Genomic DNA, 24572 nt, shown 5'->3' on the forward strand with positions numbered 1-24572 from the left:
CCTACCACGCGGCGAAGGCGGCCGTGAACAGCTTCACCATGGGGCTCGCCCTCCAATACGCGAAGGAGGGCATCCGCGTGAACGCGATCATGCCGGGGCTGATGAACACCCCCCTGATCCACCAGCAGATCTCCGAGCAGTACGCCGACGCCGACGAGATGGTCCGGGCGCGCGACGCCGCCTGCCCCACGGGCAAGATGGGCACCGCCTGGGACATCGCGAAAGCCGCCCTGTTCCTCGTCTCCGACGAGGCCGCCTACATCACCGGCGTCAGCCTGCCCGTCGATGGCGGGCTCTCCTGCAGAGCAGCGTGATCCCCTTGAGCACCTTGACCCTCCCGCCGCTTCGGATCGAGGCGGACTACCTCGTGGAGACGGTGGGCGATCCCCGCCGCGCCGTCGAGACCATGGCCGGCGAGCAATCGAGCGGGACCTTCGTCCCGGTCCCCGGCGAGACGCCGGAACTGAAGGCCCGTTCGGCCGCCCGGGTCGAGCGCCTGGACCTGCTGGACGAGCGGGTCGAGACGCCCTCCCTCCCGACCACCGGACTGAAGGCCGGTGCCGACATCCGCCGGGCACGGGCGACGCTGTCCTGGCCGATCGAGAATGTCGGCCCCTCCCTGCCGAACCTGATGGCCACGGTGGCCGGCAACCTGTTCGAACTCCAGGCCTTCACCGGCCTGCGCCTCCTCGACATCCGCCTGCCGCAGGCCTTCGCGGACGCCTATCCCGGCCCACGCTTCGGCATCGCGGGAACCCGGCGGCTCTCCGGGGTCGCCACGGGTCCGGTGATCGGCACGATCATCAAGCCGAGTGTCGGCTTCGGCCCGGAGGAGACCGCCGCCCTGGTCGCCACCCTGTGCGCCGGCGGCATCGACTTCATCAAGGACGACGAACTGCAGGCGGATGGGCCGCACTGCCCCTTCGACCAGCGCGTCAAGGCGGTGATGCGGGTGGTGAACGCCCATGCCGACCGGACGGGCAAGAAGGTGATGGTCGCCTTCAACCTCACCGGCGACCTCGACCAGATGCGCCGCCGCCACGACCTTCTGGTCGCGGAAGGGGCCACCTGCCTGATGGCGAGCCTCCACGCGGTCGGCCTCGTCGGCATGATCGAACTCGGCCGGATGAGCGCCCTGCCGATCCACGCCCACCGCAACGGCTGGGGGGCGCTGACCCGGCATCCGCTCCTCGGCTTCTCCTACGTGCCCTGGCAGAAGATCTGGCGGCTGGCCGGCGCCGACCACATGCATGTGAACGGGCTGTCCAACAAGTTCTTCGAGGAGGACGAGAGCGTCGTCGCCTCGGCCTGTGCCTGCCTGACGCCGCTGTTCCCGGACAAGCCGTGTCTCGCCATGCCGGTCTTCTCCTCCGGCCAAACGGTCAAGCAGGCGCCGGGCACCTACCGCGCCCTCGGCACGACGGACCTGATCGTGACGGCGGGCGGGGGCATCGTCGCCCATCCGGGCGGGCCGGGGGCGGGTGTGATGGCCCTGCGGCAGGCCTACGAGGCGGCGGTGGCCGACATTCCCCTCAAGACCCACGCCCTGTCGCACCCCGAACTCGCCCAGGCCCTGGAGCCCTGACGGTGATCGGAGCCCGCCCCCTGCCCGACGGCCCCCTCGTCGCCTTCTACGGCGACGACTTCACGGGGTCGTCCGCGGCGATGGAGGTGCTGGCCTTCGCCGGCCTGCCGACGGTGCTGTTCCTCGAATCGCCCGCGCCGCACCGGCTCGCGGCCTTCACCGCGATGCGGGCCATCGGCATCGCCGGGACCGCCCGGGCGCAATCCCCCGCCTGGATGGAGGCGCATCTGCCGGAGGTCTTCCGGCTGATCGCCGGGCTCGGCGCGCCGGTCGCCCACTACAAGGTCTGCTCGACCTTCGACTCGTCCCCCACCACGGGCTCCATCGGCAAGGCCGCCGACCTCGCGCTGCCGATCTTCCGGCCCGAGTGGACTCCGATGGTCGTGGCCGACCCCGGCATGGGCCGCTACCAGAGCTTCGGCCACCTCTTCGCCATGGCGGGCGGGACCGGCTTCCGCCTCGACCGCCACCCGACCATGGCCCGCCATCCCTCGACGCCGATGGACGAGGCCGACCTCGGCCGTCACCTCGCCCGGCAGACGGAGCGGCGCATCGGTCTCGTCGATTTCGTGGCGATGAAGCGGGGCGAGGCCGAGGCGTGCCTCGACGCCGCGCGCGCCGGGGGCACGGAGATCGTCTCCCTCGACGTGCTGGACGCTGAGACGCTGATCGAGGCGGGGCGCCTGATCTGGGAGCGGGGCGGTGTCCCCGCCTTCACCCTCGGCTCGCAGGGTGTCGAGGCGGCCCTCGTCGCCTATTGGCGGGAGGCGGGGCTCCTGGCGACGGACGCGACGCCGCCGTCGCCGGGTCCGGTCGGGCGCATCGCCTGCGTCTCGGGCTCGGTCTCGCCGGTCACCGCCGGGCAGATCGCCCATGCCCTGGAGAACGGGTTCGCGGGTATCCGCCTCGACGCCCGCCTCGTCGTCGATCCCGTCGCCTGGGAGCGGGAGACCGGACGGGCCACGGAGGAGGCCCTGTCCGCGATCGGGCAAGGGCACGATCCCCTCGTCTACAGCGCGGCCGGGCCCGACGACCCCGCCGTCCCGGCCTTCAAGGATGCGATCCGCACCGCGGGCCTTCCCACGGAGCAGGTCAACGAGCGGCTCGGAGCCGGATTGGGGCGGATCCTGCGCAGCACGATCCTCCAGGCCAAGCTCACCCGCGCGGTGATCTCCGGCGGTGACACGTCGGGCCGGGCGGCGGCGCAACTCGGCATCGACGCGCTCACCGCCATCGGCCCCCTGGATCCGGGCTCACCCCTCTGCCGGGCCCATGGCGAGGACTGCCCGCTCGACGGGTTGGAGATCGCCCTCAAGGGCGGACAGGTCGGGCGACCCGATTTTCTTCAGGCCGTGAAGCGGGGAGGGCGCCGGACATGAGCGAGGACAGGATGGGCAGGCTCGACGGGAAGATCGCCCTCGTCACCGGGGGCGCGCGAGGGATCGGGCAGGCGGTCGCCCGCGCCTACGCCCGGGAGGGGGCGAAGGTCGTCATCGCGGACCTCAACGGAGAGGGCGCCCGGGTCGCCGCCGCCGAACTCGGTGCGGAGGCGATGGGCTTGGCCGTGGACGTCGCCCAATCCGGTTCCGTCGCGGCGATGATCGCCGCCATCATCGAGGCCCATGGGCGGATCGACATCCTCATGAACAATGCCGGGATCGGCGCCAACACGCCGTTCCTGGAGACGACGCTGGAGGACTGGAACCGGATCGTCGGCGTGAACCTCACCGGGGCCTTCCTGGTGGCGCAGGGCGTCGCCCGCGAGATGGTTCGGACCGGGGAGGGCGGCAAGATCGTCAACATCGCCTCCCTCTCGGGCCAGCGGGGCGCCAACGGCCGGGCCGCCTACGGCGCGTCGAAGGCCGGGCTCGAACTCCTCACCAAGGTCATGGCGGTGGAACTCGCCGAGCACGGCATCAACGTCAACAACATCGCGCCGGGCGCCATCGAGACCGACATCGCCAGGATCATGCACGACCGGGCGACCCGGGCCGCCTACGGCCGCCTGATCCCGATGGTCCGCTACGGCACGCCGGAGGAGATCGCCGACGCGGCGGTGTTCCTGTGCTCGGACGAGGCTCGGTACATCCACGGCCACACCCTCAACGTGGACGGTGGGTTCCGCGAGGCGGGGCTGATGTTCACGCGCGACGCGCCGGCCTGACCCTCCCCGCGAGCGGACGCGGAGCGATCCAGCCCAGCGGGCGATCCCCGGACGAGGCGGATCCCGGGATTGCTGTCCCGCCCTCGCAATGACGGCGGCGGGACCGGACGACACAACAACAACCGGAGGAGACGATGGGCAAGACCTTCACCCGGCGCCGCGTGGCGGTGCTCGGCGCGGCGGCGACGATCGGCGTCGGCTCCCCGCTCCGCTACGCCAAGGCGGCGGAGTTCAGCTTCAAGTGGGGAACGAACGTCCCCGATTCCCACCCCCTCAACGTCCACGGGCGCAAGGCGGCGGCGGCGCTGATGGAAGCCACGAACGGCCGGGTCGAGTTGCGGATGTTCCCCAACAACCAGCTCGGCGGCGACGCGGACATGTTCTCGCAGCTCCGTTCCGGGGCACTCGAATGCTTCTCCCTGTCGGGGGTCAACGTCCTCTCGACCATGCTGCCGGCGGCCGCCATCTCGGGCGTCGGCTTCGCCTTCAAGGATTACCCGACTCTCTGGAAGGCCATGGACGGGAAACTCGGTGAATGGCTTCGAGCCCAGATCGCCAGGACCGGCTTGGTGGTCCAGGAGAAGATCTGGGACAACGGCTTCCGTCAGGTCACGACGAGCACGCGGCCCATCCTCAAACCGGAGGATTTCAACGGGCTGAAGATCCGCGTTCCGGTGAGCGCCCTGTGGACCTCGTTGTTCCAGGGTCTCGGCGCCTCGCCGACGAGCCTGAACTTCGCGGAGGTCTATTCCGCACTCCAGACCAAGGTGGTGGACGGGCAGGAAAACCCGCCGGCGATCATCTCGGCGGCGAAGCTCTTCGAGGTGCAGAAGCACTGCTCACTGACGAACCACATGTGGGACGGCTGGTGGTTCTTGATGAACCGTCGGGCCTGGGGCCAGCTTCCCCCGGACCTGCAGCGGACGTTCTCGACCGTGATCGACGCCGCCGCGATGGCGCAACGCGAGGATGTCGCCCGCCAGAACGAGGCCCTGAAGGCCGATCTCGCGGCCAAGGGCCTGATCTTCAACGATGTCGATCCGGCCCCCTTCCGCGCCACCCTGAGCAAGGCCGGCTTCTATCAGACCTGGAAACAGAAATTCGGCCCGGAGGCCTGGGGCATCCTGGAGGAGAGCACCGGCCCCCTCGCCTGAGCGGCGGATCGCTCAGCGCGGCGCGGGCGTCTCCGACGCACAGAGACCTCGAAGGGCGGTCCACTCGTCTCCCGAGAGGATCGCCCGTCCAGGGGGAGCGAGACCCGCTTGCGCGCGGATCGCCGCGGCGCGCTCGCGGGTGAGCGGATGGCTGCGAAGAATGGCGAGCGCTTCACTCAAGCCACCCTTCTCGTCCCCGGCGATGCGTTCCAGGATGTCGGCGAGGGCCGCGCCGTTGCCGCCCGCCCTCGCCATCACATCGACCGCGAAGGCGTCTGCGGCCCGTTCCGTGTCGCGGCTGTAGCCGGCCGAGAGCAGGGCGTTGCCGAGCCCGACGATGATCGTCGAGCCGGTCAGGTCGCCCAGGACGAGGCTGAGCAGGAACGACGTGCCGGAGGCCCGGATCAGCGAGCGGGTCGGATCGCGCCCCCGCACATGGCCGAGTTCGTGCGCCACGATCGCCGCGACTTCGTCGGGGGTGCGGGCGCGGGTGATCAGGCCGGAGAGCACGATCACACGGCCTCCCGGCAGCGCAAACGCGTTCGCCATGCCGTGCCGCCGCACGCTGACGCTGAGGTCCGGTGGCAGCGAACCTCCGGGTCCCGCCGCGGCGACCAAGCGGGCGACGAGCCCGTCGAGAACCTCACGGCCGGCCGGTGCCGTGCAAGACCCTGGATCGCCGAGGATTCTCAGGAACTGCGGTTCCGCCATCGCTCCGAGCCGCGACTCGGCCGCGTCTGGAACCAGGGGGACCAGTAGGCCCGCGATGCGAGGCATGCCGAAGACCGCCACGAGCAGCACCGCCAAGCCGGCCGCGATGGACCAGAACACGAGCCGCACGGTGCCGCCCGGATCGTCCCGGCGGTGGAGGTTCGGGCAGCGGGCCGCGAGGGCGGCGGAGAGCGTGTCGTCCGAGAACTCGACGCCGCTCGACTCCCCGGCCGGGCCGACCCGCATCAGGGGCGGCACGGACACGGTGGCACGCAGGTCACGGGGGTCCCAGTCCCGGTGGAGAGCGGAGCCCGACACCCGGAAGCGATCGGTGAGTTGCACCGTCACGGGGTGGGGCAGCGCGCTCAGACCGTCGAAGAAGCGACCTTCCGCCGTGATCGGCACGGTCGCGGCCGGGATCGGATCGGCTGTCACCGGTCAGAAGCCGACTTGGAGCGCACCGCCGACATCGAGGGCATCGGCGAGCCCTTCCTGCAGGCCGCTTCCCGCCTTCCGGGCGGAGGCGACGACCTCGTGCAGGACCTCCGGATCCGTCACGGCCGTGCTGGTCGCCACGGCGGCCCACAGCTTGGCTTGCACCACCCGCACGTAGAGAGCCACCAAGAGGGGCATCAGGCCGAGATAGGCCGGGATGAGGAGCAGCGACGAGGGGCCGAAGCCACCGGGCGCCGGTTTGGCCACGAAGAACGACGCCACGAGGAGGCCGAGGCCGAGCAGCACGCCCGCGACCGACAGCATGTAGAGAAGATACGGCCCGTAGAACTGCCGCGCCCGCAGGGTGGAGCGAAGCCGGGCCCGCCCGAGGCTCGCGGCGTCGATGAAGGCCCGCGCTTCCCTGGCGCGATAATAGGGGATCAGCAGCAGCACCGCCGGCACGCAGACCGTGGCGAGCATCTTCAGGGTGAGGCCGAGCTGCAAGGCCGCGTAGGCGGGGTTGACGATGGTCTGCCCCGCCTTGCCGCCGGGCTTCGGCACGAAGAGGTTCTGGGGCAGAGAGAAGTCGGACGCGACGAGGAAGGCGATGCCGAGCGCGATCAGCGGTCCCAGCCCGACGACGTAGAGCAGCAACCAGGGGCCGAGGATGCTGCGTCCCCGAGCGGTGGACTGCATGCGGCTCGTACCGATCAAGGTATGGTTGATCCGGTAGCGCTCGAGGCTCGCGCGCATGAAGGGAAAGGCGAGGCCCGCCGTGCACAGCGTCAGCAGCATCCACCCGCCGGCGCGCGCCGCGTAGACGAGGCCCGAACCGTCCTGCCCCAAGCGGATCCCGCGCCACAGCGTCCGCATCGCCCGGTAGCGGCGTCCACGAAAGAGCGCGAACTGCCCGAGCAGATAGAGGGCGACGATGGAGACGACTGACGAGAACGGCGCGAGGGCGGGCACGACCAGCGAGAGGGCGAACACGGCGATGTAGGTCGGAACCAGGATCGCGAGGGCGACGAGGAAGCCGAGGAACAGCTCCTTGCCCGTGCCGGTGTACTCGGCGGGCGATCCATCGACCTGCGTGCGCTCCCAGAAGAACCGGCGCAAGTCGGTGATGTACCAGAACCGATAGATGCCGAATGTCGCGAGGGAGAGCAGGAGCCCCTTCAGCGCCAACCCGAACAGCCCCCCAAGCCGCTTGTCGAAGGTCACCGTCGCCGGGGGTGGCAGAGAGCCGCCGCCATCCGTCGTCGGTCGCGTTGTGAGTGCAAGAGGCATGGGACCGCCGACATCGCGTAAGTTTCTGCGCCCGGGAAGTATCGAACGGAGCGCTTTCCGAGCGGTTGAAATACCTGCTCGATCTGACGTCCAACGGTCAGGAATTGCTGTTGGGGTAAACGATCTGAGTATGTCTCCAAGACAAATGCTTCGTGATCGATGGGTTGAAAACTTGTGCCGGTGGGCTCCCGTGAGAGGTTGAACGGCGCACAAGACGTGCGCTGCGGTCTCGCTGTTCGGTGCGACACGCCAGGGACGGGTCGCGTCCTCGTGGAAACACCTCCTTGGAAAAAAACCTCCCGCCGACGCTCACTCGGCCGGTTGAACGCCACCGGACTTGCCTGAAACCGCCCCGGCGGCGGGCTTCTTCGCGCCGAACAGACGCTCGAAGGCGACGTAGAAGGTCGGGGTGATGAACAAGGTGATGAAGGTCGCCACGATCAGGCCGCCGATCACCACCGTGCCCATGGAGACCCGGGCGTTCGCCCCGGCGCCGCTGGCGATGGCGAGCGGGATCGAGCCCATGATGAAGGCGAAGGAGGTCATGAGGATCGGCCGCATCCGCAGGCGCGCCGCGTCCTGGGCCGCCTTGAGGGCGTCCTCCCCCTGCCGCCGCAGGTCCTCCGCGAAGGAGACGAGCAGGATCGAGTTCTTGGCTGCCAGCCCCACGAGGAGCAGGAGGCCGATCTGCCCGAAGATGTCGAGGGCGAGGCCGCGCAGGGCCAGTGACCCCACCGCGCCGAAGATCGCGATCGGCGTCGCGAGCAGGATCACGAAGGGCAGTCGCAGGGACTCGTACTGCCCGGCGAGCAGCAGGAAGATCATCAGCACGCCCAGCCCGAAGATCAGGGGCGCGAAGCCGCCCGCCACTTTCTCTTGATAGGCGACATCGGTCCACTCCACGGCGAAGTCGCTGGGAAGGCGGTCCTTGGCCAGCGCCTCGACCTCCTTGAGCACGGTGCCGGAACTCGCGCTCTCGGCCACCTCGATCGCCACCTCGATGGCGGGGTAGGTGTTGTAGGACAGGACCGCCGTCGGGCCGGTGGTGAACTCCGCCCGCACCAGGGAGCCGATGCGCACGGGCTCCCCTCTTCCGTTCAGCACGGGGAGGGCCTCGAGATCCTGGATGGTGCGGCGGCCCGCGGCCTCGCTCTGCACGTAGACCTGATAGACGAAACCGAACCGATTGAAGAGGTTCACGAAGCTCGATCCGACATAGGTCCCGAGCGCGTCGAACAGGTTCTGGAGCGGCACGCCGAGCTGCTCGGCCTTGGCCCTGTCGATCTCCAGCCGGATCTGCGGCACACCGTAGCTCGTGGTCGCAAGCGCCTGGGCGACGTTCGGGCTCTTCGTCATCTCGTCGATGAAGCGTTGGGCCGCCTGGGCGAGCTTGAGGCCGCCCGCGCCGCTGCGGTCCTGGATCTCGAGCGTCAGGCCGCTGCGGGTGCCGAGGCCCGGAAGGGGCGAGGGGTTGACCACCCGCACCTGTCCGGCGGGGTCGCGACGGAACTCCTTCTGGACGCGGGCGATGATGTCGTCCGCCGAGGCCGCGCGCTCGCCCCAGGGCTTCAGCACCGGGATCTGGAAGCCGTAGAACGGCGCCACCGCGTCCGCGAGGATGCTGCGTCCCACCACGCCGATCGTGTGGTCCGCCTCGGGCATGTCCCGCAGGGCCTTGCCCAGGCGCTCGACCATCGCGTCCGTGCGGGCGACGGAGGCGCCCTTGGGCAGGGCGACGTCGGCGAAGAAGTAGCCCTGGTCCTCGTTGGGCACGAAGCCGGTCGGGCGCTGCATCACGAGAAGGACGGTGAGCGCCGCGAAGGCGAGGAAGGCGATGCCGACCACCACGAGGTGACGACTCAGGGCGCCGATGACCCGGGTGAGGACGTCCGCGCTCGCTTCCAGGGCGCGGTTGAACCAGCGCAGCGGCGCCTTCCATCGGCTGCCGTGCCCGCCCGACCCCTCGGGCCGGTGCTTCAGGATCAGGCCGCAGAGCGCCGGGGTGAGGGTGAGGGAGACCACCGCCGAGATCATCACGGAGATCGCGATGGTGAGGGCGAACTGGTTGTAGAGCTGGCCCGTGAGACCCGGGATGAAGGCCACCGGCACGAACAGGGCCGCCAGCACCAGGGTCGTGGCGATGACGGGGCCCGCCACCTCGTTCACCGCCTCGCGGGACGCCTCGCGGGGCTCCATCCCCTCGTCCATCAGGCGCTCGGTGTTCTCCACCACGATGATCGCGTCGTCGACCACGAGGCCGACCGCCAGCACCATGCCGAGCAGGCTCAGGGTGTTGAAGGAAAAGCCGAGCAGCGCCATCGGCCCGAAGGTGCCCACCAGCGCCACCGGCACCGCGATGGAGGGGATGAGCGTGGCCCGCCAGTTCTGCAGGAACAGGTAGGTGACGACGATGACGAGGACGAGGGCCTCGAACAGGGTGTGCACCACCTCGGTGATGGCCTCGCGGACGAACTCGGTCCGGTCGAGGGCGATCTTGTACTTGAGGCCCGGCGGGAAGCGGCGGGCGAGTTCCTCCATCGTGGCCTTCACCCCGTCCATGACCTGGACCGCGTTGGCGCCGGGCGTCTGGTAGAGGCCGAGCGTCGCCGAGGGTTTCCCGTCGAAGCTGGAGCGAACGCCGTACTGCTCCGAGCCGAGTTCCACCCGCGCCACGTCGCGGACCCGCACCACCGAGCCGTCCGGGTTGGCCCGCAGCAGGATGTTGGAGAATTCCTGCGGCTGGCTCAGCCGCCCCTGCGTCACCACCTGCAACTCGAAGGGCGTCGGCTTCCCGTCGGTCGGCGGCTTGCCGAGGGATCCGGTCGTGATCTGCTCGTTCTGCTGGCTCACCGCCTTGATCACCGCGTCCGGGCTGAGCGCCAGCGCCTCCATCTTCACCGGATCGAGCCAAAGCCGCATGGCGTAGCGCTTCTGGGAGAAGTTCTGGATCCGCCCCATGCCGGACACCCGGCGCAGGGGCTTGATCACCTGCGTCTCGGCCCAGTTCGCCAGAAACAGCTCGTCGTAGGGGGAACCCGGTTCGGCATAGAGGACGATGTTGCCGAGCTGCTGGCGCGTGCTCTTCTGGATCTCCAGCCCCTGCGAGCGCACCGAGGCCGGGAGCTTCGCCTCCGCGCGGTTGGCGCGGGTCAGCACCTCGGCGGCGGCGGCGTCGAGGTCGGAGCCGATCTCGAAGGTCGCGTCGAGGTTGACGCTGCCGTCGGTGTTGCTGGTCGAGGCGATGTAGAGGAGGTGCTGCGCGCCGTTGATCTCCTGCTCCAGCGGCGTCGTCACCGCGTCGTAGGCCTGCTGCGCGCTGGCGCCGGGATAGGTCGCCTGGACGTTGATGATCGGCGGGGCGATCTCGGGGAACTGCGCGATCGGCAGGGTAAGCCCGGCCACCGCGCCGATCAGGGTGATCAGCACCGAGATCACGCCCGCCAGAACGGGCCGGTCGACGAAGCGGGCGAACATCGGTCCTCGGCAATCGACAGTGGTCGCGAGGACCGGGCATGCAACGCCAGTCAATTTCGCGTGTTCCCTGTCCGGTCCGGCGCCGGGGGCGCCTCGGAGGGGGCGATCCACGTGCAGGCGGGGGCGAGATACGGTGTGATCGGGGCCGCGGCCCTCGTGGTGCTCGCGGGCGGAGGCTGGTGGCTGGCCGGACGGCCCGCTCCCTCCGCGCTCGTGGCCTCGCTGACGGGATCGAAGCCCCCGGCCAAGGCCGAGGAGCCACCGATGACCGTGACGGTGGCGCAGGCGCACCGGGAGGCGGTGCCCATCACCTTCACCTACACGGGCACGATCATCGCCCCGCAGGATGCGGCGCTCCAGGCGCGGGTGACCGGCAACGTCATGGAGCGGCCCTTCGAGCCGGGGAGCCACGTGACGAAGGGACAGGTGCTGTTCCGCATCGACCCCCGCCCCTTCGAGGTGTCCCTGGCCCAGGCCAAGGCCCAGGAGGCGCAGGCGAAGTCGCAGCTGCAGTTCGCCCAGGCCGAGGTGAGCCGGACGGATACGCTCGCCGACAAGGGCTACGCCTCGGAGCAGCGGCTCCAGCAGTTGCAGGCCAACGCCGCCGGGGCCAGCGCCCAGGTGCAGCAGGCGGAGGCGGCCATCGCCCGGCAGAACCTCAACCTCGACTACGCGACGGTGAACGCCCCCTTCGATGGGCGGGCGAGCCTGTCGATCATCAATCCCGGCGACCTCGTGATCGAGAACCAGACGCAGCTCGTCTCGGTGGTCCAGCTCGATCCGATCGACGTGCAGATGGCCCTGTCCTCGGAGGATTCCGAGACCGTCCGCGAGGCCATGCAGGGCGGCCCGGTGATGGTCGAGGTGCTCGACGAGGCGGGCAAGCCGGTGCGCGAGGCGCGGATCTACCAGCTCGACAACCGCTTCGATCCCCGCACGGCCCGTCGTCTCGTCCGCGCGCTCCTGCCGAACCAGGACGAGCGCTTCCTCCCCGGCCAGTTCGTGCGGGCCCGGGTGAAGACCGGGACGGAGGAGAAGGTTCTCATCCCGACCATCGCCCTCTCGGCGCAACTCGCCCAGCAGATCGTCTACGTCGTCGACGACCAGGGCGTGGTGCACCAGAAGCCGGTGACCACCGGCGACAGCTTCGGGGAGAACACCGCCATCGTCGCGGGCCTCAAGCCCGGCGAGAAGGTGGTGACGGACCACATCCAGGACATGCGCCAGGATCTCAAGGTCGAGACCAAGGTCCAGGACGCCGCCTCGCCCGGCACCGCGCCCGTGAACGGCGCCGCCTCCGGGCAGCCGGGGTAAGGCGGCGATGAACCGGATCCTCTTTCCCCTGTCGCTCGCCCTGCTGCTCGCCGCCTCGGCCGCCGGCGCGGCCCGATCCCCCGGCGCAGCCTCCTGCCGGGTCGACGGCGGCCAGTACGCCGCCCTGAAGCATGGGATGAGCTACGCCCATGTCCGGCACGTCCTCGGCTGCGGCGGCCGCCGCGTCTCGCACCTCACCATCGGCCACGAGGAGCGCGCGACCTATTCCTGGCGCGGGCGCGGCACCTACGGCGCCAACCTCACCCTGACGTTCCGCAACGGCCACCTCACCGACAAGTCGCAACTCGGGCTCAGCACAGACTAAGCGTTCTGCGGTCTTCCGGGGGCAGACCTGCGGCAAGGCCCAGGCGTGGCCCCGCCCGAGCCGGGGCGCCCTGATCCGCGCCGACATGCCGGTCTCCCCGGGGACGCTCGTGGCGGGGGTCTCGCACGGGACCGGCACCCCCCTGGGCATCGCCTTCGGCCTCCCGACGCCGATCGAGAGGCCGAGGCGCGTCGCGAGGAGGCTTATCGGGTGGTCCAGCTGCCGTTCTTGACGGTGCGCAGTTCGAGTTCGACGGGAAGCTTGGTCTGGCCGTTCTCGTCGAAGCTGGTGTGGCCCATGGCGCCGTCGTATTGCGTTTCGCGGATCGCCTTGGCGATGGCGGCCTTGTCCTTGGTGCCCGCCTTCCTCAGCGCCGCGACGATGATGTTGGCCGCGTCGTAGGCGTTCTTCGTATAGGTCGTCGCGGGCTCGGCGAAGTGCGCCGCCCGGTAATCCTCCGTCAGCTTCGCGAGCTGCGGATTGCCCTTCTCCTTGACGATGCCGGCGATCGTGCCTTCCGCCGCGGGACCGGCGATCTTGATGAACTCGGCATCGTGGAAACCATCGACGCCGATCATCGGCGCGGTGATCCCGAGTTCCACCATCTGCTGGCGGACGAGGGCGGCTTCCGTCACCACGCCGCCGAAGTAGATGGCGTCCGGCGAGAGCGCCTTGATCTTGGTGAGCAGCGCGCGGAAATCGGTGGTGCCGACCGGCGCGGCCTCCGTGGCGACGATCTTGCCTCCGGCCGCCGTATAGAATTTCTCGAAGTTCTTGGTGTTGGCCACACCGTAGTCGCTCGTATCGGACACGATGGCGATGGATTGGCCGAGGTCCTTCGCGGCCCAGACGGCGAGCGGCTCGTTGGTGTTGACCAGCGTCGTCACCACCCGTGACACCATCGGGTTGTTGCGCTCGGTGATCTTCGGCGAGATCGCGCCCCAGACGATGAACGGGACCCCGGCCCGCTGAAAGACCGGGATGGTCGCGAGCGCGACGCCGCTGTTCCAGTGCCCGGTGGCCGCGACGACCTGGCTGTCGTTCGTGAGCTTCAGCGCGGCGGACACGCCGGTCTGCGGGTTGGCGGCGTCGTCGAGGATGACGGGCTCGATCTTGAAGGGCAGGCCCGAGGCATTGGCCTGGTCGATCGCGAGCTGGAAGCCGTTGCGCGCGGAGAGGCCCTGCTGGGCGTTGCCGCCCGAGAGCGGGCCGATGAAGCCGATCTTCACCGTCTCCTGAGCCTGCGCGGCGCCCGTGCCCCCGGCCAAGGCCGCAGCCGTCGCCAGGGCGAGGACGGCCCCGAACCGGCCTGCGGCAAACCCGAATCGTGAGCGCATTGTCCCCTCCTGAAGGCGCCCGCGACGGGCCGGTCGATCAAGGGCGCGCCCCCGGGCGGCCCACGCTCAAGCATCCGGTCTTCGATACCGCAGGCAAATCGGATGTTTGGAAGCCACGCTGCTTTTTTTCCGAAGCAGCGGGGCGGCGGCGGAGGTGCCCGGTCCTTTCGCTCCGGCGAAGCTCGGGTTCAAAAAATTAAACCCCTGTCCCTCCGCTCCCCGGTCTACGATCCACGGGACGAGACGGCGCCCGCGTGGCCGGCCGCAGGATCGGGCGAGGGGAGACATGGCCGCGCAGATCACACAGCAGCTCCTGAACTTCGTCACCCTCGGCGCGATCTACGCGCTGATCGCCGTCGGCTTCAGCCTGCTGTTCGGGGTGCTCAACATCATCCACTTCTCCCACGCCGACGTCGCGATGACCGCGCCGTTCCTGGCGCTCGCCATCGTGCCGGTGCTGGGCGGCGCCTTCGGGGGCGCGCCGCTTCCGGCGGGGTTCGCCCTCGCGGCGCTCCTCGCCGTGCTGGTGACGGGGGCGCTGGGCGGCGTGCTTTACGCCACGATCATCAAGCGGTTCCGCAACGCGCCCGCCATGATGGCGCTGGTGGCGACGGTGGCGCTGGGCATCGTGCTGCGCGAGCTGATCCGCCACCTGTTCCCCAACGGATCGAACCCCCAGGCCATTCCCCGCCTCTTCAGCGGAAGCCTCACCCTGTTCGGAACGGCGGTGCCGGTGTTCAACCTCGTGGCGATCGCCGTGTCGGTCCTGTGCGTCGGGGGCCTGTTCCTGGTGCTCGGGCGGACCCGCCTCGGGCTGCACATCCGTGCCGTGTCGCAGGATCGCGACGCCGCCCGCCTCATGGCGATCGCGCCGGAGCGGATCTTCCTCATCACCTTCTTCATCGCCTCGGCCATCGGCGCGCTCGGCGGCCTGTTCTTCGCGGGCTACGCGGGCATCGTCCGGTTCGATTTCAGCGTCGATCTCGGGCTCATCGGCTTCTCGGCGGCGGTGGCCGGCGGCCTCGGCTCGATGCCGGGCGCGATCATCGGCAGCCTGCTCATCGCCGGCATCGACACCCTGGTGCAGGCGACCCTGCCGAACGGCGCCTCCTACCGGCTGGTCTTCGTCTTCCTCCTGGTGATCGCCGTGCTGGTGTTCCGGCCGAGCGGTCTCCTGGGCCGCACCGTCGTCGAGAAGGTCTGAAGACGATGTCCGCATCGACCTCCGCCTCGCATGGGCCTCCCGCCGCCGTCGCCGACGCGACCGGCCCCGCAGCGGCGAATGCCGCTCCCTCCGTCACGGCGCCCCGGGCCATCGCCCTCGTCGCGGCGATCGAGATCGCGGGCGCCCTCTTCCTGCGCCAGTTCCTGCTGGCCGAGGATTGGCGCGTCGTCGTCGGCCTGCTCGCCCTGTTCGGGTGCGCCCTCGTGGCGATGCAGGCTCGCCCGCTCTGGGAAGCGCGGATCGAGGCGGCCTTCGCCGGTCAGGCGCGCTTGGCCACCCTGCTCGGCCTCGCCATCGTGCTCGTCTTCCCCTTCGTCGTGGAGAAGAGCACCTACGCCCTGCATCTCCTCGTCCTGGCGCAGCTCTACGCCGTGCTGGCGCTGGCGCTGAACTTCCAGCTCGGCAGCGCCAACATCCCGAACTTCGCCACCGGCGCCTCCTACGGCATCGGCGCCTACGCCTCGGCGCTGCTCGCCCTGAACTGGGACGTGAGCTTCTGGCTCGCCTTGCCGGCGGCGGCCATCGTCGCCACCGTCTTCGGGTTCCTCCTCGGCGTGCCCTCCATGCGCACGCGGGAGAGCTACCTGGCGCTCGTCACCATCGCCTTCGGCGTCGTGATCCACCAGCTCCTGAACAACCTCGACTTCACCGGCGGCCCGAACGGCCTCGTCGGCATCCCGGCGCCCGAACTCTTCGGGCATTCCTTCGCCTCGCCGCTGGTGATCCTCGGCTACGAGCTGCCGTCGCAGGCGAACTTCTACTACCTCTCGGCCCTGCTCGTCGGGATCGCGATCCTGTTCGCGAGGCGCGTCCACGATTCGGCGGTGGGCCTCGCCTGGAACGCGATCCGGGCGGACGAGCTCGCGGCGCGCTGCCAGGGCATCAACACCACGTGGTACAAGGTGCTCGCCTTCGCCGTCGATGCGTTCCTGGCGGGCTTCGCCGGCACGATCTACGCCTTCTACGTGGGCTTCATCTCGCCCGACAACTTCACCTTCCTCGTCTCGGTGACGATCATGACGATGGTCATCGCGGGCGGCATGGACAACACGCTCGGCGTCATCGTCGGCGCCTTCCTGCTGACGCTGCTGCCAGAGAAGCTGCGCGCCTTCTCCGACTACCGCATCCTGTTCTTCGGCGTGACGGTGATCGCCTTCCTGATGATCCGGCCGCAGGGTCTCTTCCCGCAGCGCCTGCGCCGCTACGGAGCCTGACGATGCCTGCGACCGCGGCGGCCCCCGTCGTCCTGGAGGGGCGGAACCTCACGATGCGCTTCGGCGGCCTCGTGGCGATGGCGGAGGTGGACTTCACCCTGCGCCAGGGCGAGATCCTCGGCATCATCGGCCCGAACGGCGCCGGCAAGTCGACGCTCCTCAACATCATCACCGGGCTCTACAGGCCGTCCTCGGGGTCGGTGCACCTCGCGGGCGAGCGGATCGACGGCCTGGCCGCCCACCGGATCGTCGGCCGGGGCATCGCGCGGACCTTCCAGTCGAGCCGTCTGTTCGGCGACCTCTCGGTCCTCGACAACGTGGTGATCGGGCGGCACGCGCACATAAAGAGCGGCCTCCTCGACGCCATCCTGCGCCGGGGCCGCGCCCAGGCGGAGCTGCACGCGGCGGCCGAGCACGCCGCCTCCCTGCTGAAGGCCGTCTCCCGCGATCTCTACGCCCAGCGCCACCGCCCCGCCGCCGAGCTGCCGCAGGCCGACCGGCGCCGCCTGGAGATCGCGCGGGCGCTGGCGAGCGAGCCGCGGGTGCTCCTCCTCGACGAGCCCTCCTCCGGCATGGACGATGCCGACACCGACGCGCTGATGGCCGACATCCGGGCGCTCTGTGCGCAGCGGCCGGACCTCGCGCTGATGATCATCGAGCACGACATGCGCCTCGTCGCCTCCCTGCCGCACCGGGTGCTGGTACTGGATTACGGCCAGAAGCTCGCCGAGGGCACCTACGAGGAGGTGCGCGCGATCCCCCGGGTGCAGGAGGCCTATCTCGGCCGGAAGGGCGCGCGCCATGCTCACGCTTGAGGGCGTCGACACCAATTACGGCGCGGTGGCGATGCTGCGCGACGTCTCCTTCGCCGTGGGCGAGGGCGAACTCGTCTGCATCCTCGGCCCCAACGGCGCGGGCAAGACCACGACCTTCCGCGCCCTGTCCGGTCTCCTGCCCCTGGCGCGGGGGCGCGTGCGCATCATGGGGCAGGACATCGCCGGCCTCCGTACCGAGGCGCTGAGCGGGCTGGGCGTCGGCTTCGTGCCGGAGGGGCGGCGGCTCTTTCCGGACATCACGGTGCGCGACAACATCCGCCTCGGCTTCGAGGCGCAGCGCGGCACCGGCTTCGCCGCCCGGCTGGAGGAGATGCTGGAGCTGTTCCCCCGGGTGCGGGAGCGCATCGGCCAGCGGGCCGGAACGCTCTCGGGCGGCGAGCAGGCCATGGTGGCGCTGGCCCGCGCCCTCATCGGAAAACCGCGCCTCGTCGTAATGGACGAGCCGTCGCTGGGCCTCTCGCCCAAGCTGATCGACGAGTATTTCGACACGGTGGCGGCGGTGAACCGCCAGGGCACGACGGTGCTGCTCATCGAGCAGAACGCCGAGACGGCGCTCTCCATCGCCCATCGCGGCGTCATGCTGGTGAAGGGTCGCGTCGTGGCCTCGGGCACCGCCCGCGACCTGCTCGATTCCGACGCCGTCCGGCACCTCTACCTGTGATCGCCGCACCGAGGGGCACGATGGACACGCTCGCGCTGCTGGATCGCCTGATCGCCTTCCAGACGGTGAGCCGGGATCCGAACCGGCCGCTGATCGATTTCGTGCGGTCGCTCCTCGCGGAGCACGGGATCGCCTGCGAACTCGTCGAATCGGAGGGCGGCAAGGCGAACCTGTTCTGCACCATCGGGCCCGCCGACCGTCCCGGCATCCTGCTCTCGGGCCACACCGACGTCGTGCCGGTGGATGGGCAGGACTGGACGAGCGATCCCTTCCGCCTGCGCGTCGCGGACGGGCGGGCCTACGGGCGCGGCGCCGCCGACATGAAGGGCTTCGTGGCCTGCGCGCTGGCGCTCGCCCTGCGGGCCGCCGGCCGCGACCTCGCCGTGCCCCTCCACCTCGCGCTGAGCCACGACGAGGAGATCGGCTGCGTCGGGGTGCGCTCCCTGATCGACCGCCTCGCCGGACGGGGCTTCCGGCCGCGCCTCACCCTCGTCGGCGAGCCGACGGGCCTGCGCATCGCCACCGGCCACAAGGGCAAGCTCGCCGCCCGCGCCACCTGCCACGGCGTCGCCGGGCACTCGGCCATGGCGCCTGAGGCCCTCAACGCGATCCACCTCGCCTGCGACCTCGTCGGCGTCCTGCGCGCCCGCCAGGAGGACTTGGCCGAGGGCGGCGCCCGCGACCCCGATGACGCCGTGCCCTATTCGACGATCCATGTCGGTGTGATCCAAGGCGGCACCGCCCTCAACATCGTGCCGGACCGCTGCACCCTCGATTTCGAGATCCGCGCCATCGCGGCGGACGATCCGGAGGCGATCCTCGCCGAGATCGTCGCGCAGGCGCAGGCCATCGCCGCCGCCTGTCACCCTGAGTTTCCCGAAGCCCGCTTCGTGATCGAGCGGCGCAACGCCTATCCCGGCCTCGCGACGCCCCGGGACTCGGAGGCGGTGGCCTTCCTCGGCGCCCTCGTCGGCTCCACCGACACCCACAAGGTCGCCTTCGGCACGGAGGGCGGGCTCTTCGCCGACCGCCTCGGCACGCCGACGCTGATCTGCGGGCCCGGCTTCATGGACCAGGGTCACAAGCCCGACGAGTTCGTCACGCTGGCGCAACTCGCGGCCTGCGACGCCCTGATGGACCGCCTCCTCGACCGGCTGGCGGCGTAGGCACTTCGCCGCGCCATTTCGGGAAAACCGAAGCACGGCCAACCCGAAACGTAATGGGCGCCCGTTTTCCCGGAGGATACGATGCCGGTGAACGTATCCCAGACACGAAGTCCGGAAGTCGCAAACATGTCTGTCGAGACGGTGGATACGCTGGTCGTCGGAGCCGGCCAAGCGGGCGTGGCGATGAGCGAGCACCTGCGCCGGTGCGGCATCGACCATCTCGTGATCGAGCGGGGGCGGATCGCCGAGCGCTGGCGCTCCGCCCGCTGGGACTCGCTGGTGGCCAACGGGCCCGCGTGGCACGACCGCTTCCCCGGCCTCGAATTCCCCGGCGCCGACCCCGATGCCTTCGTCGGCAAGGAACAGGTGGCCGACTACTTCGAGGCCTATGCTCGCATGCTCGACGCGCCGATCCGCTGCGGCGTGGAGGTGCGCGAGGTGCGCAAGCTCGCCCGCCGCCCCGGCTTCCGCATCGAGACCTCGACGGGCGTGATCGAGGCGCTGAGCGTCGTGGCGGCGACGGGGCCGTTCCAGAACCCGGTCATCCCGCCCCTCGTGCCCGAGACGCCGGGCCTGACCCAGATCCATTCGAGCCAGTACCGCAATCCCGGCCAGTTGGCGGAGGGGGCCGTCCTCGTCGTCGGCGCGGGCTCGTCGGGCGGGCAGATCGCGGACGAGCTTCTGCGCGCCGGCCGCACGGTCTACCTCTCCGTCGGCCCGCACGACCGGCCGCCCCGGTCCTATCGCGGGCGCGACTTCTGCTGGTGGCTCGGCGTGCTGGGCAAGTGGGATGCGGCGACCCCCGGCCCCGGCGCCGAGCACGTGACCATCGCCGTGAGTGGTGCGCGCGGCGGCGAAACGGTCGACTTCCGGCGCCTCGCGGCGCAGGGGATGCTCCTCGTCGGCCGCACGGAATCCTGCCGCGACGGCGTGCTGACCTTCGCGCCGGACCTCGTGGAGAACCTCGACCGGGGCGATGCCAACTACCTGTCGGTCCTCGACGAGGCCGACGCCTACGCCGCCCGCAACGGCCTCGACCTGCCGGAGGACGCCCGCGCCCGCGCCATCGTGCCGGATTCGCCCTGCGTGACCGATCCGATCCTGAGCCTCGACCTCGCGAAGGCGGGGATCGCCACCATCATCTGGGCGACGGGCTTCGCCGCCGACTACCGCTGGCTCGCCGTCGATGCCTTCGACGAGCGGGGCAAGCCGAAGCACCAGCGCGGCGTGTCGTCGGAGCCCGGCATCTACTTCCTCGGCCTGCCCTGGCAGTCCCGGCGGGGGTCGAGCTTCATCTGGGGCGTCTGGCACGACGCGGCCTTCGTGGCCGACCACATCGCCACCCAGCGCCGCTACCTCGCCTACCACGCGGCAGCCGGTCGCGAGGCTGCGGCCTGAAGCAGCCAGCCATCCCCCCATTTCAGGAGAGCCCGATGGAGCACACGCGGATCCGTCCGTTCAACACGAAGGACACCTACCCCGAGCAGAAGCTCGACAACGACCTCTGCCACGCGGTGGTCACCCGCGGCGGCCGGACGGTCTACCTGCGCGGCCAGTGCCCGCAGGACCTCGACACGGCCCAGAACATCGCCAGCCACGACCCCGTGGAGCAGACCCACAAGGTGATGCAGAACATCCGCCAGCTCATCGAGGAGTGCGGCGGCCGGATGGAGCATCTCGTCAAGGTCGTGGTCTACATCACCGACGTGCGCCACCGCGAAGCGATCTACCGGACCATGGGCGAATACATTCGCGGCGTGCATCCGGTCTCCACGGGCTTGGTCGTCCAGGCCCTGGCCCGGCCGGAATGGCTGGTCGAGATCGACGGCACCGCCGTGATCCCGGACGACGCGGCATGACCTTCTCCATCGTGGCGCGCTGCGCCGAAACGGGCATGTTCGGCGTCGCCGTCTCCTCCTCCTCCCCCGCCGTCGCGGCCCGCTGTGCCCATGCCCGTGCGGGCATCGGCGCCGTGGCGAGCCAGAACGTGACCGATCCGTCGCTCGGCGCCCGCGCCCTCGACCTCCTCGCGCTCGGTGCCGATGCCGGGCAGGTCGTCGACGTGCTGCGCGGGTCCGCGCCGCACATGGAGTTCCGCCAAGTCCTCGTGGTGGACGGGCGGGGCGGGTCGGCGATCCATTCCGGACCCCGGGCGCTCGGCACCTGGGCCGAGGCGCGGGCCGCGGACGTCGCCTGCGGCGGCAACATGCTCGCCGATGCGGGCGTGCCCCAGGCGATGGTCGACGCCTTCGGACGGACGGGCGGCCCCCTCGGGGATCGCCTCATCGCGGCCATGCGGGCCGCGCTGGCGGCCGGCGGCGAGGCGGGGCCGGTCCACTCGGCCGGGATGATGCTGGTGCGCGAGGTCTCGTGGCCGGTGGCCGACCTCCGCGTCGACTGGACGGAGGACTGCCCGATCGACGCCCTCGCCGCCCTGTGGGAGCGCTACAAGCCGCAACTCGACGACTACGTGACCCGTGCCCGCGATCCCTCCGCCGCGCCGAGTTATGGCGTTCCCGGCGACCTGTAGGCAGGCCCGGCGGCCCGGCGCGCTGCTACCGGGCCGCCGGGCCTTCATGATATGAGCCGCCATGCGGTTCACCTTGCGTCAGCTCGAATACTTCATCGCCGCCGGTGAGACAGGCAGCATCACGCTGGCCTCGGAACGCATCCACATCTCGCCGCCCTCCATCTCCACGGCGATCTCGCACTTGGAAAAGGAGCTGAACGCGCAGCTCTTCGTCCGCCACCACGCGCAGGGCCTGTCCCTGACCTCGGCGGGGCGCGCGCTGCTCAGCGAGGCGAAACGCGTGGTCGCGCAGGCCGAAGGGCTCTACACCGTCGCCTCGCAGACCAGCCTGACGGTGCGCGGCTCGCTCTCGGTCGGCTGCATGGTGACGCTCGCGCCGATGCTGGTGCCCGAACTCAGCCAGTCCTTCATGACGGCGTATCCGGCGGTGCAGGTGAGCCACGTGGAGGGGCATCAGGAGGATCTGCTTCAGGGCCTGCGCCGCTGCGAGACCGATATCGCCCTGATCTACGACCTGCGGCTCGCCGACGACATCGAGTTCCACCCCCTCGTCAGCCTGCCGCCCTACGCCGTCGTCTCCGAGAAGCACAGGCTCGCCCGGCAGGCGGCGGTCACGCTGCAGGAGTTGGCGGAGGAGTCCCTCGTCCTCCTCGACCTGCCCTTGAGCCGCGAATACTTCATGGCCCTGTTCCTGAACGAGGGGCTGGCCCCCCGCGTCTCCGCGCGCTCGGCGCATCAGGACGTCGTCCGCACAATGGTGGCCAACGGCTTCGGCTACGCCCTCTTCAACGCCCGGCCGAAATCGAATCAGGCGCTCGACGGACGCGGCCTGACCTCGGTCCGGATCGCGGGGGAGCACCGTTCGATGACGATCGGCGTCGCGACGCTGCGCGAGTTGCAGCCGTCGCGGCTGGTGGACGCGTTCCACGCCCATTGCCGCGCCCACATCTCGCGCTCCTACATTCCCGGAATGATCGCGCCGGTCGAGTCCGAGCGGCTCCGCCGCGAACCCTGCGAGGGGGCTTAGAGCTCCTCACAAAGCTCCCGATCACCGGGAGTTCTCCCTTTGGCCTCTGCGGCGCAGCGGGAGTTTTGTGAGAGGCTCCTGGCCCGCCTTGCGCGGGGCACCGTCGCCGCGCCGTGGCCAGCCCCCGGATCGCGGATGTCGGGCGGGTCTCCCGACCTATGGCGGGGCCTGTTCCGGACACGGTCCGGCCTTCGGCCGCGCGCACGGTCCCGGCCGAACGTGGGCGGCGCCCCCCGCAATGGCCATGGAGCGGAGGCCATCCGGACATCTCGGAGAACGCTCCGGCCGGGCTCCGGGGTTGGAACCGAATTCGGCCTGAGGCCGTCTCTGGCTCGGCAGCGGCTCCGGGGCATCGTCAGGGCTCCGCCGGGCCGCCGCGGCGGGGGGACGGGATGATCAACGACCTTTGGTACAAGAACGCCGTCGTCTACTGCCTGTCGGTCGCCACCTTCATGGATGCGGACGGCGACGGAATCGGCGACTTCATCGGGCTGGAACGGCGGCTCGATTACCTGCAGGGGCTCGGCGTCACCGCGATCTGGCTGATGCCCTTCCAGCCCTCGCCGAAGCGCGACGGCGGATACGACATCTCGGATTACTACGGTGTCGACCCCGACTACGGCTCGCTCGGCGACTTCGTGGCCTTCACCCACGCGGCCAAGCAACGCGGGTTGCGCGTGCTGATCGACCTCGTGGTCAACCACACCTCCGACAAGCACCCCTGGTTTCAGTCCGCCCGGTCCGATCCGCACTCCCGCTACCGCGACTGGTACGTCTGGTCCGACAAGCGCCCCGCGAACGCCGACGAGGGGATGGTCTTTCCCGGCGTCCAGACATCGACCTGGACCCACGACGAGAAGGCGAAGGCTTGGTACTTCCACCGCTTCTTCGACTTCCAGCCGGACCTGAACACCGCGAACCCCGAGGTCCAGGCCGAGATCCTGAAGATCATGGGGTTCTGGATCGAGCTCGGCGTGTCCGGCTTCCGGATGGACGCGGTTCCCTTCGTGATCGCCGAGAAGGGCGCGCATGTGAAGGGCAAACCCCGCGAGCACTTCACCATGCTCCGGGACTTCCGCGAATTCCTGAGCTGGCGCCAGGGCGACGCGATCATCCTCGCGGAGGCCAACGTGCTGCCGAAGCAGGATATGGACTATTTCGGCGACGACGCCGACCGCATGAACATGATGTTCAATTTCCAGGTCAACCAAGCGACCTTCTACGCCCTGGCGGCCCATGACGCCCGGCCCCTGGTGAAGGCGATCGAGCGGACGAAGCCGCGCCCGCTGTCCTGTCAGTGGGGCATCTTCCTGCGCAACCACGACGAGCTGGATCTCGGTCGCCTGACGGAGACCCAGCGGCAGACGGTGTTCGACGCGTTCGGGCCCGACAAGCGGATGCAGCTCTACGACCGCGGCATCCGCCGCCGGTTCGCGCCGATGATGGACGGCGACCAGCGGCGCATCCGCCTCGCCTATTCGCTGATGTTCTCGCTGCCCGGCACCCCGGTGATGCGCTACGGCGACGAGATCGGCATGGGCGACGATCTGTTGTTGCGGGAGCGGGAATGCGCCCGCACGCCGATGCAGTGGACCGCCGAGGCGCATGGCGGCTTCACCCTGAACGAGCGCTCCGTGAGCCCGGTCATCGCCAGCGGCCCCTACGGCTATCCTCACGTCAACGTCGCCGACCAGCGCCACGACGCCGGGTCGTTGCTCAACTGGATGCAGGGGATGATCCGGCAGCGGAAGGAGGCGCCGGAGATCGGCTGGGGCGACGTCGTTTCGCTCCAAACCGAGCATCCGGGCGTCCTGGCCCTGCGCTACGATTGGCGGGGCAACTCCGTGTTGTGCCTTCACAATCTCGATGCGAAGCCGGTCGAGCTGCGCCTGGAGACCGGGGTGGCCAAACCGGCGGGCGCGGTCTTGGTCGACCTGCTCACCGGGGCACGGAGCGAAGCCGGCGCGGACGGTTCCCACACCCTCATGATCGATGGCTACGGCTACCACTGGTTCCGGGTCGGGGGGCTCGACGCCCTCATGCGGCGGCACACGACCTGAGGTGTGAAGCCACCCGCCATCATGCTCCGGCCGACGTCGGGCCTGTCACACGCGCCAGAAGGGGGAT

At 70.0% G+C, this 24572-nt stretch carries 21 protein-coding genes; 17 read left to right on the plus strand and 4 right to left on the minus strand.

Annotated features, from left to right (window positions below; translation table 11 throughout):
- The 5 genes from MFF06_RS09190 to MFF06_RS09210 all read left to right on the plus strand — a co-directional run.
- Positions 1-314 (plus strand): SDR family NAD(P)-dependent oxidoreductase (locus tag MFF06_RS09190; protein WP_238203110.1); only part of this gene is annotated, 314 nt, incomplete at its 5' end.
- A 5-nt stretch (positions 315-319) separates the two neighbouring features.
- Positions 320-1585, plus strand: coding sequence for a ribulose-bisphosphate carboxylase large subunit family protein (locus MFF06_RS09195; RefSeq protein WP_238203112.1), 1266 nt, complete (start codon positions 320-322; stop codon positions 1583-1585).
- A 2-nt stretch (positions 1586-1587) separates the two neighbouring features.
- On the plus strand, positions 1588-2964 hold the full coding sequence (locus tag MFF06_RS09200; RefSeq protein WP_238203114.1) for a four-carbon acid sugar kinase family protein: 1377 nt from the start codon (positions 1588-1590) through the stop codon (positions 2962-2964).
- Entirely contained in the window at positions 2961-3749 is a 789-nt protein-coding gene (locus tag MFF06_RS09205; RefSeq protein ID WP_238203115.1) for an SDR family NAD(P)-dependent oxidoreductase, read from the plus strand. Before MFF06_RS09200 ends, MFF06_RS09205 begins: the two co-directional genes overlap by 4 nt.
- Before the next feature lie 134 nt (positions 3750-3883).
- Positions 3884-4903, plus strand: coding sequence for a TRAP transporter substrate-binding protein (locus MFF06_RS09210; protein ID WP_238203116.1), 1020 nt, complete (start codon positions 3884-3886; stop codon positions 4901-4903).
- Between the two features lie 12 nt (positions 4904-4915).
- On the opposite strand, the gene MFF06_RS09215 is transcribed toward MFF06_RS09210, so the two are convergent.
- From MFF06_RS09215 to MFF06_RS09225, 3 genes are all read right to left on the minus strand, one after another.
- Positions 4916-6049: a M48 family metallopeptidase gene (locus MFF06_RS09215; protein WP_238203117.1), complete on the minus strand. Its 1134-nt coding sequence runs from the start codon at positions 6047-6049 to the stop codon at positions 4916-4918.
- Between the two features lie 3 nt (positions 6050-6052).
- Positions 6053-7336: a YjgN family protein gene (locus MFF06_RS09220; protein WP_370876732.1), complete on the minus strand. Its 1284-nt coding sequence runs from the start codon at positions 7334-7336 to the stop codon at positions 6053-6055.
- Positions 7337-7645: 309 nt separating this feature from the next.
- Positions 7646-10810 carry an efflux RND transporter permease subunit gene (locus tag MFF06_RS09225; RefSeq protein ID WP_238203119.1) on the minus strand — a complete coding sequence of 1055 codons (3165 nt, stop codon included), beginning with the start codon at positions 10808-10810 and terminating at the stop codon, positions 7646-7648.
- A 135-nt stretch (positions 10811-10945) separates the two neighbouring features.
- Here MFF06_RS09225 and MFF06_RS09230 point away from each other — a divergent pair, with 135 nt between their 5' ends.
- Positions 10946-12124, plus strand: a complete 1179-nt coding sequence (locus MFF06_RS09230; RefSeq protein ID WP_238203120.1) for an efflux RND transporter periplasmic adaptor subunit — start codon at positions 10946-10948, stop codon at positions 12122-12124.
- A 7-nt stretch (positions 12125-12131) separates the two neighbouring features.
- On the plus strand, positions 12132-12449 hold the full coding sequence (locus MFF06_RS09235) for a DUF3862 domain-containing protein (RefSeq protein ID WP_238203121.1): 318 nt from the start codon (positions 12132-12134) through the stop codon (positions 12447-12449).
- 203 nt (positions 12450-12652) lie between these two features.
- On the opposite strand, the gene MFF06_RS09240 is transcribed toward MFF06_RS09235, so the two are convergent.
- Positions 12653-13786 (minus strand): branched-chain amino acid ABC transporter substrate-binding protein, encoded by a 1134-nt coding sequence (locus MFF06_RS09240; RefSeq protein WP_238203123.1) that lies wholly within the window; start codon positions 13784-13786, stop codon positions 12653-12655.
- A gap of 286 nt (positions 13787-14072) precedes the next feature.
- Here MFF06_RS09240 and MFF06_RS09245 point away from each other — a divergent pair, with 286 nt between their 5' ends.
- The 10 genes from MFF06_RS09245 (at position 14073) to MFF06_RS09290 (ending at position 24505) form a co-directional block, all read left to right on the plus strand.
- A complete protein-coding gene (locus tag MFF06_RS09245) occupies positions 14073-14990 on the plus strand; it encodes a branched-chain amino acid ABC transporter permease (RefSeq protein WP_238203125.1) in 918 nt (305 codons plus the stop codon).
- Positions 14991-14995: 5 nt separating this feature from the next.
- Positions 14996-16225: a branched-chain amino acid ABC transporter permease gene (locus MFF06_RS09250; protein ID WP_238203127.1), complete on the plus strand. Its 1230-nt coding sequence runs from the start codon at positions 14996-14998 to the stop codon at positions 16223-16225.
- A 2-nt stretch (positions 16226-16227) separates the two neighbouring features.
- Positions 16228-17040, plus strand: coding sequence for an ABC transporter ATP-binding protein (locus MFF06_RS09255; protein ID WP_238203129.1), 813 nt, complete (start codon positions 16228-16230; stop codon positions 17038-17040).
- Positions 17027-17722: an ABC transporter ATP-binding protein gene (locus tag MFF06_RS09260; RefSeq protein ID WP_238203130.1), complete on the plus strand. Its 696-nt coding sequence runs from the start codon at positions 17027-17029 to the stop codon at positions 17720-17722. The genes MFF06_RS09255 and MFF06_RS09260 overlap by 14 nt, the downstream gene beginning before the upstream one ends.
- Positions 17723-17742: 20 nt before the next feature.
- Positions 17743-18888: an acetylornithine deacetylase gene (gene argE, locus MFF06_RS09265; RefSeq protein ID WP_238203132.1), complete on the plus strand. Its 1146-nt coding sequence runs from the start codon at positions 17743-17745 to the stop codon at positions 18886-18888.
- 126 nt (positions 18889-19014) lie between these two features.
- Positions 19015-20286 carry a flavin-containing monooxygenase gene (locus MFF06_RS09270; protein WP_238203134.1) on the plus strand — a complete coding sequence of 424 codons (1272 nt, stop codon included), beginning with the start codon at positions 19015-19017 and terminating at the stop codon, positions 20284-20286.
- Positions 20287-20321: 35 nt separating this feature from the next.
- Positions 20322-20747: a RidA family protein gene (locus MFF06_RS09275; protein WP_238203136.1), complete on the plus strand. Its 426-nt coding sequence runs from the start codon at positions 20322-20324 to the stop codon at positions 20745-20747.
- Positions 20744-21418 (plus strand): DUF1028 domain-containing protein, encoded by a 675-nt coding sequence (locus tag MFF06_RS09280; protein WP_238203138.1) that lies wholly within the window; start codon positions 20744-20746, stop codon positions 21416-21418. Before MFF06_RS09275 ends, MFF06_RS09280 begins: the two co-directional genes overlap by 4 nt.
- Positions 21419-21479: 61 nt before the next feature.
- Positions 21480-22445 carry a LysR family transcriptional regulator gene (locus MFF06_RS09285; protein ID WP_238203140.1) on the plus strand — a complete coding sequence of 322 codons (966 nt, stop codon included), beginning with the start codon at positions 21480-21482 and terminating at the stop codon, positions 22443-22445.
- 392 nt (positions 22446-22837) lie between these two features.
- Positions 22838-24505 (plus strand): alpha-amylase family protein, encoded by a 1668-nt coding sequence (locus MFF06_RS09290; RefSeq protein ID WP_238203142.1) that lies wholly within the window; start codon positions 22838-22840, stop codon positions 24503-24505.
- Positions 24506-24572 lie beyond the last annotated feature (67 nt).

The sequence above is a fragment of the Methylobacterium aerolatum genome (assembly GCF_022179085.1).
GTDB classification, from domain to species: domain Bacteria; phylum Pseudomonadota; class Alphaproteobacteria; order Rhizobiales; family Beijerinckiaceae; genus Methylobacterium; species Methylobacterium aerolatum.

What these genes read in the sequence shown, in the direction of transcription:
- MFF06_RS09205 (WP_238203115.1), top strand. Translation starts at nt 2,961, where the DNA reads ATGAGCGAGGACAGGATGGGCAGGCTCGACGGGAAGATCGCCCTCGTC.
- MFF06_RS09210 (WP_238203116.1), top strand. Translation starts at nt 3,884, where the DNA reads ATGGGCAAGACCTTCACCCGGCGCCGCGTGGCGGTGCTCGGCGCGGCG.
- MFF06_RS09220 (WP_370876732.1), bottom strand. Translation starts at nt 7,336, where the DNA reads ATGCCTCTTGCACTCACAACGCGACCGACGACGGATGGCGGCGGCTCT.
- MFF06_RS09225 (WP_238203119.1), bottom strand. Translation starts at nt 10,810, where the DNA reads ATGTTCGCCCGCTTCGTCGACCGGCCCGTTCTGGCGGGCGTGATCTCG.
- MFF06_RS09235 (WP_238203121.1), top strand. Translation starts at nt 12,132, where the DNA reads ATGAACCGGATCCTCTTTCCCCTGTCGCTCGCCCTGCTGCTCGCCGCC.
- MFF06_RS09240 (WP_238203123.1), bottom strand. Translation starts at nt 13,786, where the DNA reads ATGCGCTCACGATTCGGGTTTGCCGCAGGCCGGTTCGGGGCCGTCCTC.
- MFF06_RS09245 (WP_238203125.1), top strand. Translation starts at nt 14,073, where the DNA reads ATGGCCGCGCAGATCACACAGCAGCTCCTGAACTTCGTCACCCTCGGC.
- MFF06_RS09250 (WP_238203127.1), top strand. Translation starts at nt 14,996, where the DNA reads ATGTCCGCATCGACCTCCGCCTCGCATGGGCCTCCCGCCGCCGTCGCC.
- MFF06_RS09255 (WP_238203129.1), top strand. Translation starts at nt 16,228, where the DNA reads ATGCCTGCGACCGCGGCGGCCCCCGTCGTCCTGGAGGGGCGGAACCTC.
- MFF06_RS09260 (WP_238203130.1), top strand. Translation starts at nt 17,027, where the DNA reads ATGCTCACGCTTGAGGGCGTCGACACCAATTACGGCGCGGTGGCGATG.
- argE (WP_238203132.1), top strand. Translation starts at nt 17,743, where the DNA reads ATGGACACGCTCGCGCTGCTGGATCGCCTGATCGCCTTCCAGACGGTG.
- MFF06_RS09270 (WP_238203134.1), top strand. Translation starts at nt 19,015, where the DNA reads ATGTCTGTCGAGACGGTGGATACGCTGGTCGTCGGAGCCGGCCAAGCG.
- MFF06_RS09275 (WP_238203136.1), top strand. Translation starts at nt 20,322, where the DNA reads ATGGAGCACACGCGGATCCGTCCGTTCAACACGAAGGACACCTACCCC.
- MFF06_RS09280 (WP_238203138.1), top strand. Translation starts at nt 20,744, where the DNA reads ATGACCTTCTCCATCGTGGCGCGCTGCGCCGAAACGGGCATGTTCGGC.
- MFF06_RS09285 (WP_238203140.1), top strand. Translation starts at nt 21,480, where the DNA reads ATGCGGTTCACCTTGCGTCAGCTCGAATACTTCATCGCCGCCGGTGAG.
- MFF06_RS09290 (WP_238203142.1), top strand. Translation starts at nt 22,838, where the DNA reads ATGATCAACGACCTTTGGTACAAGAACGCCGTCGTCTACTGCCTGTCG.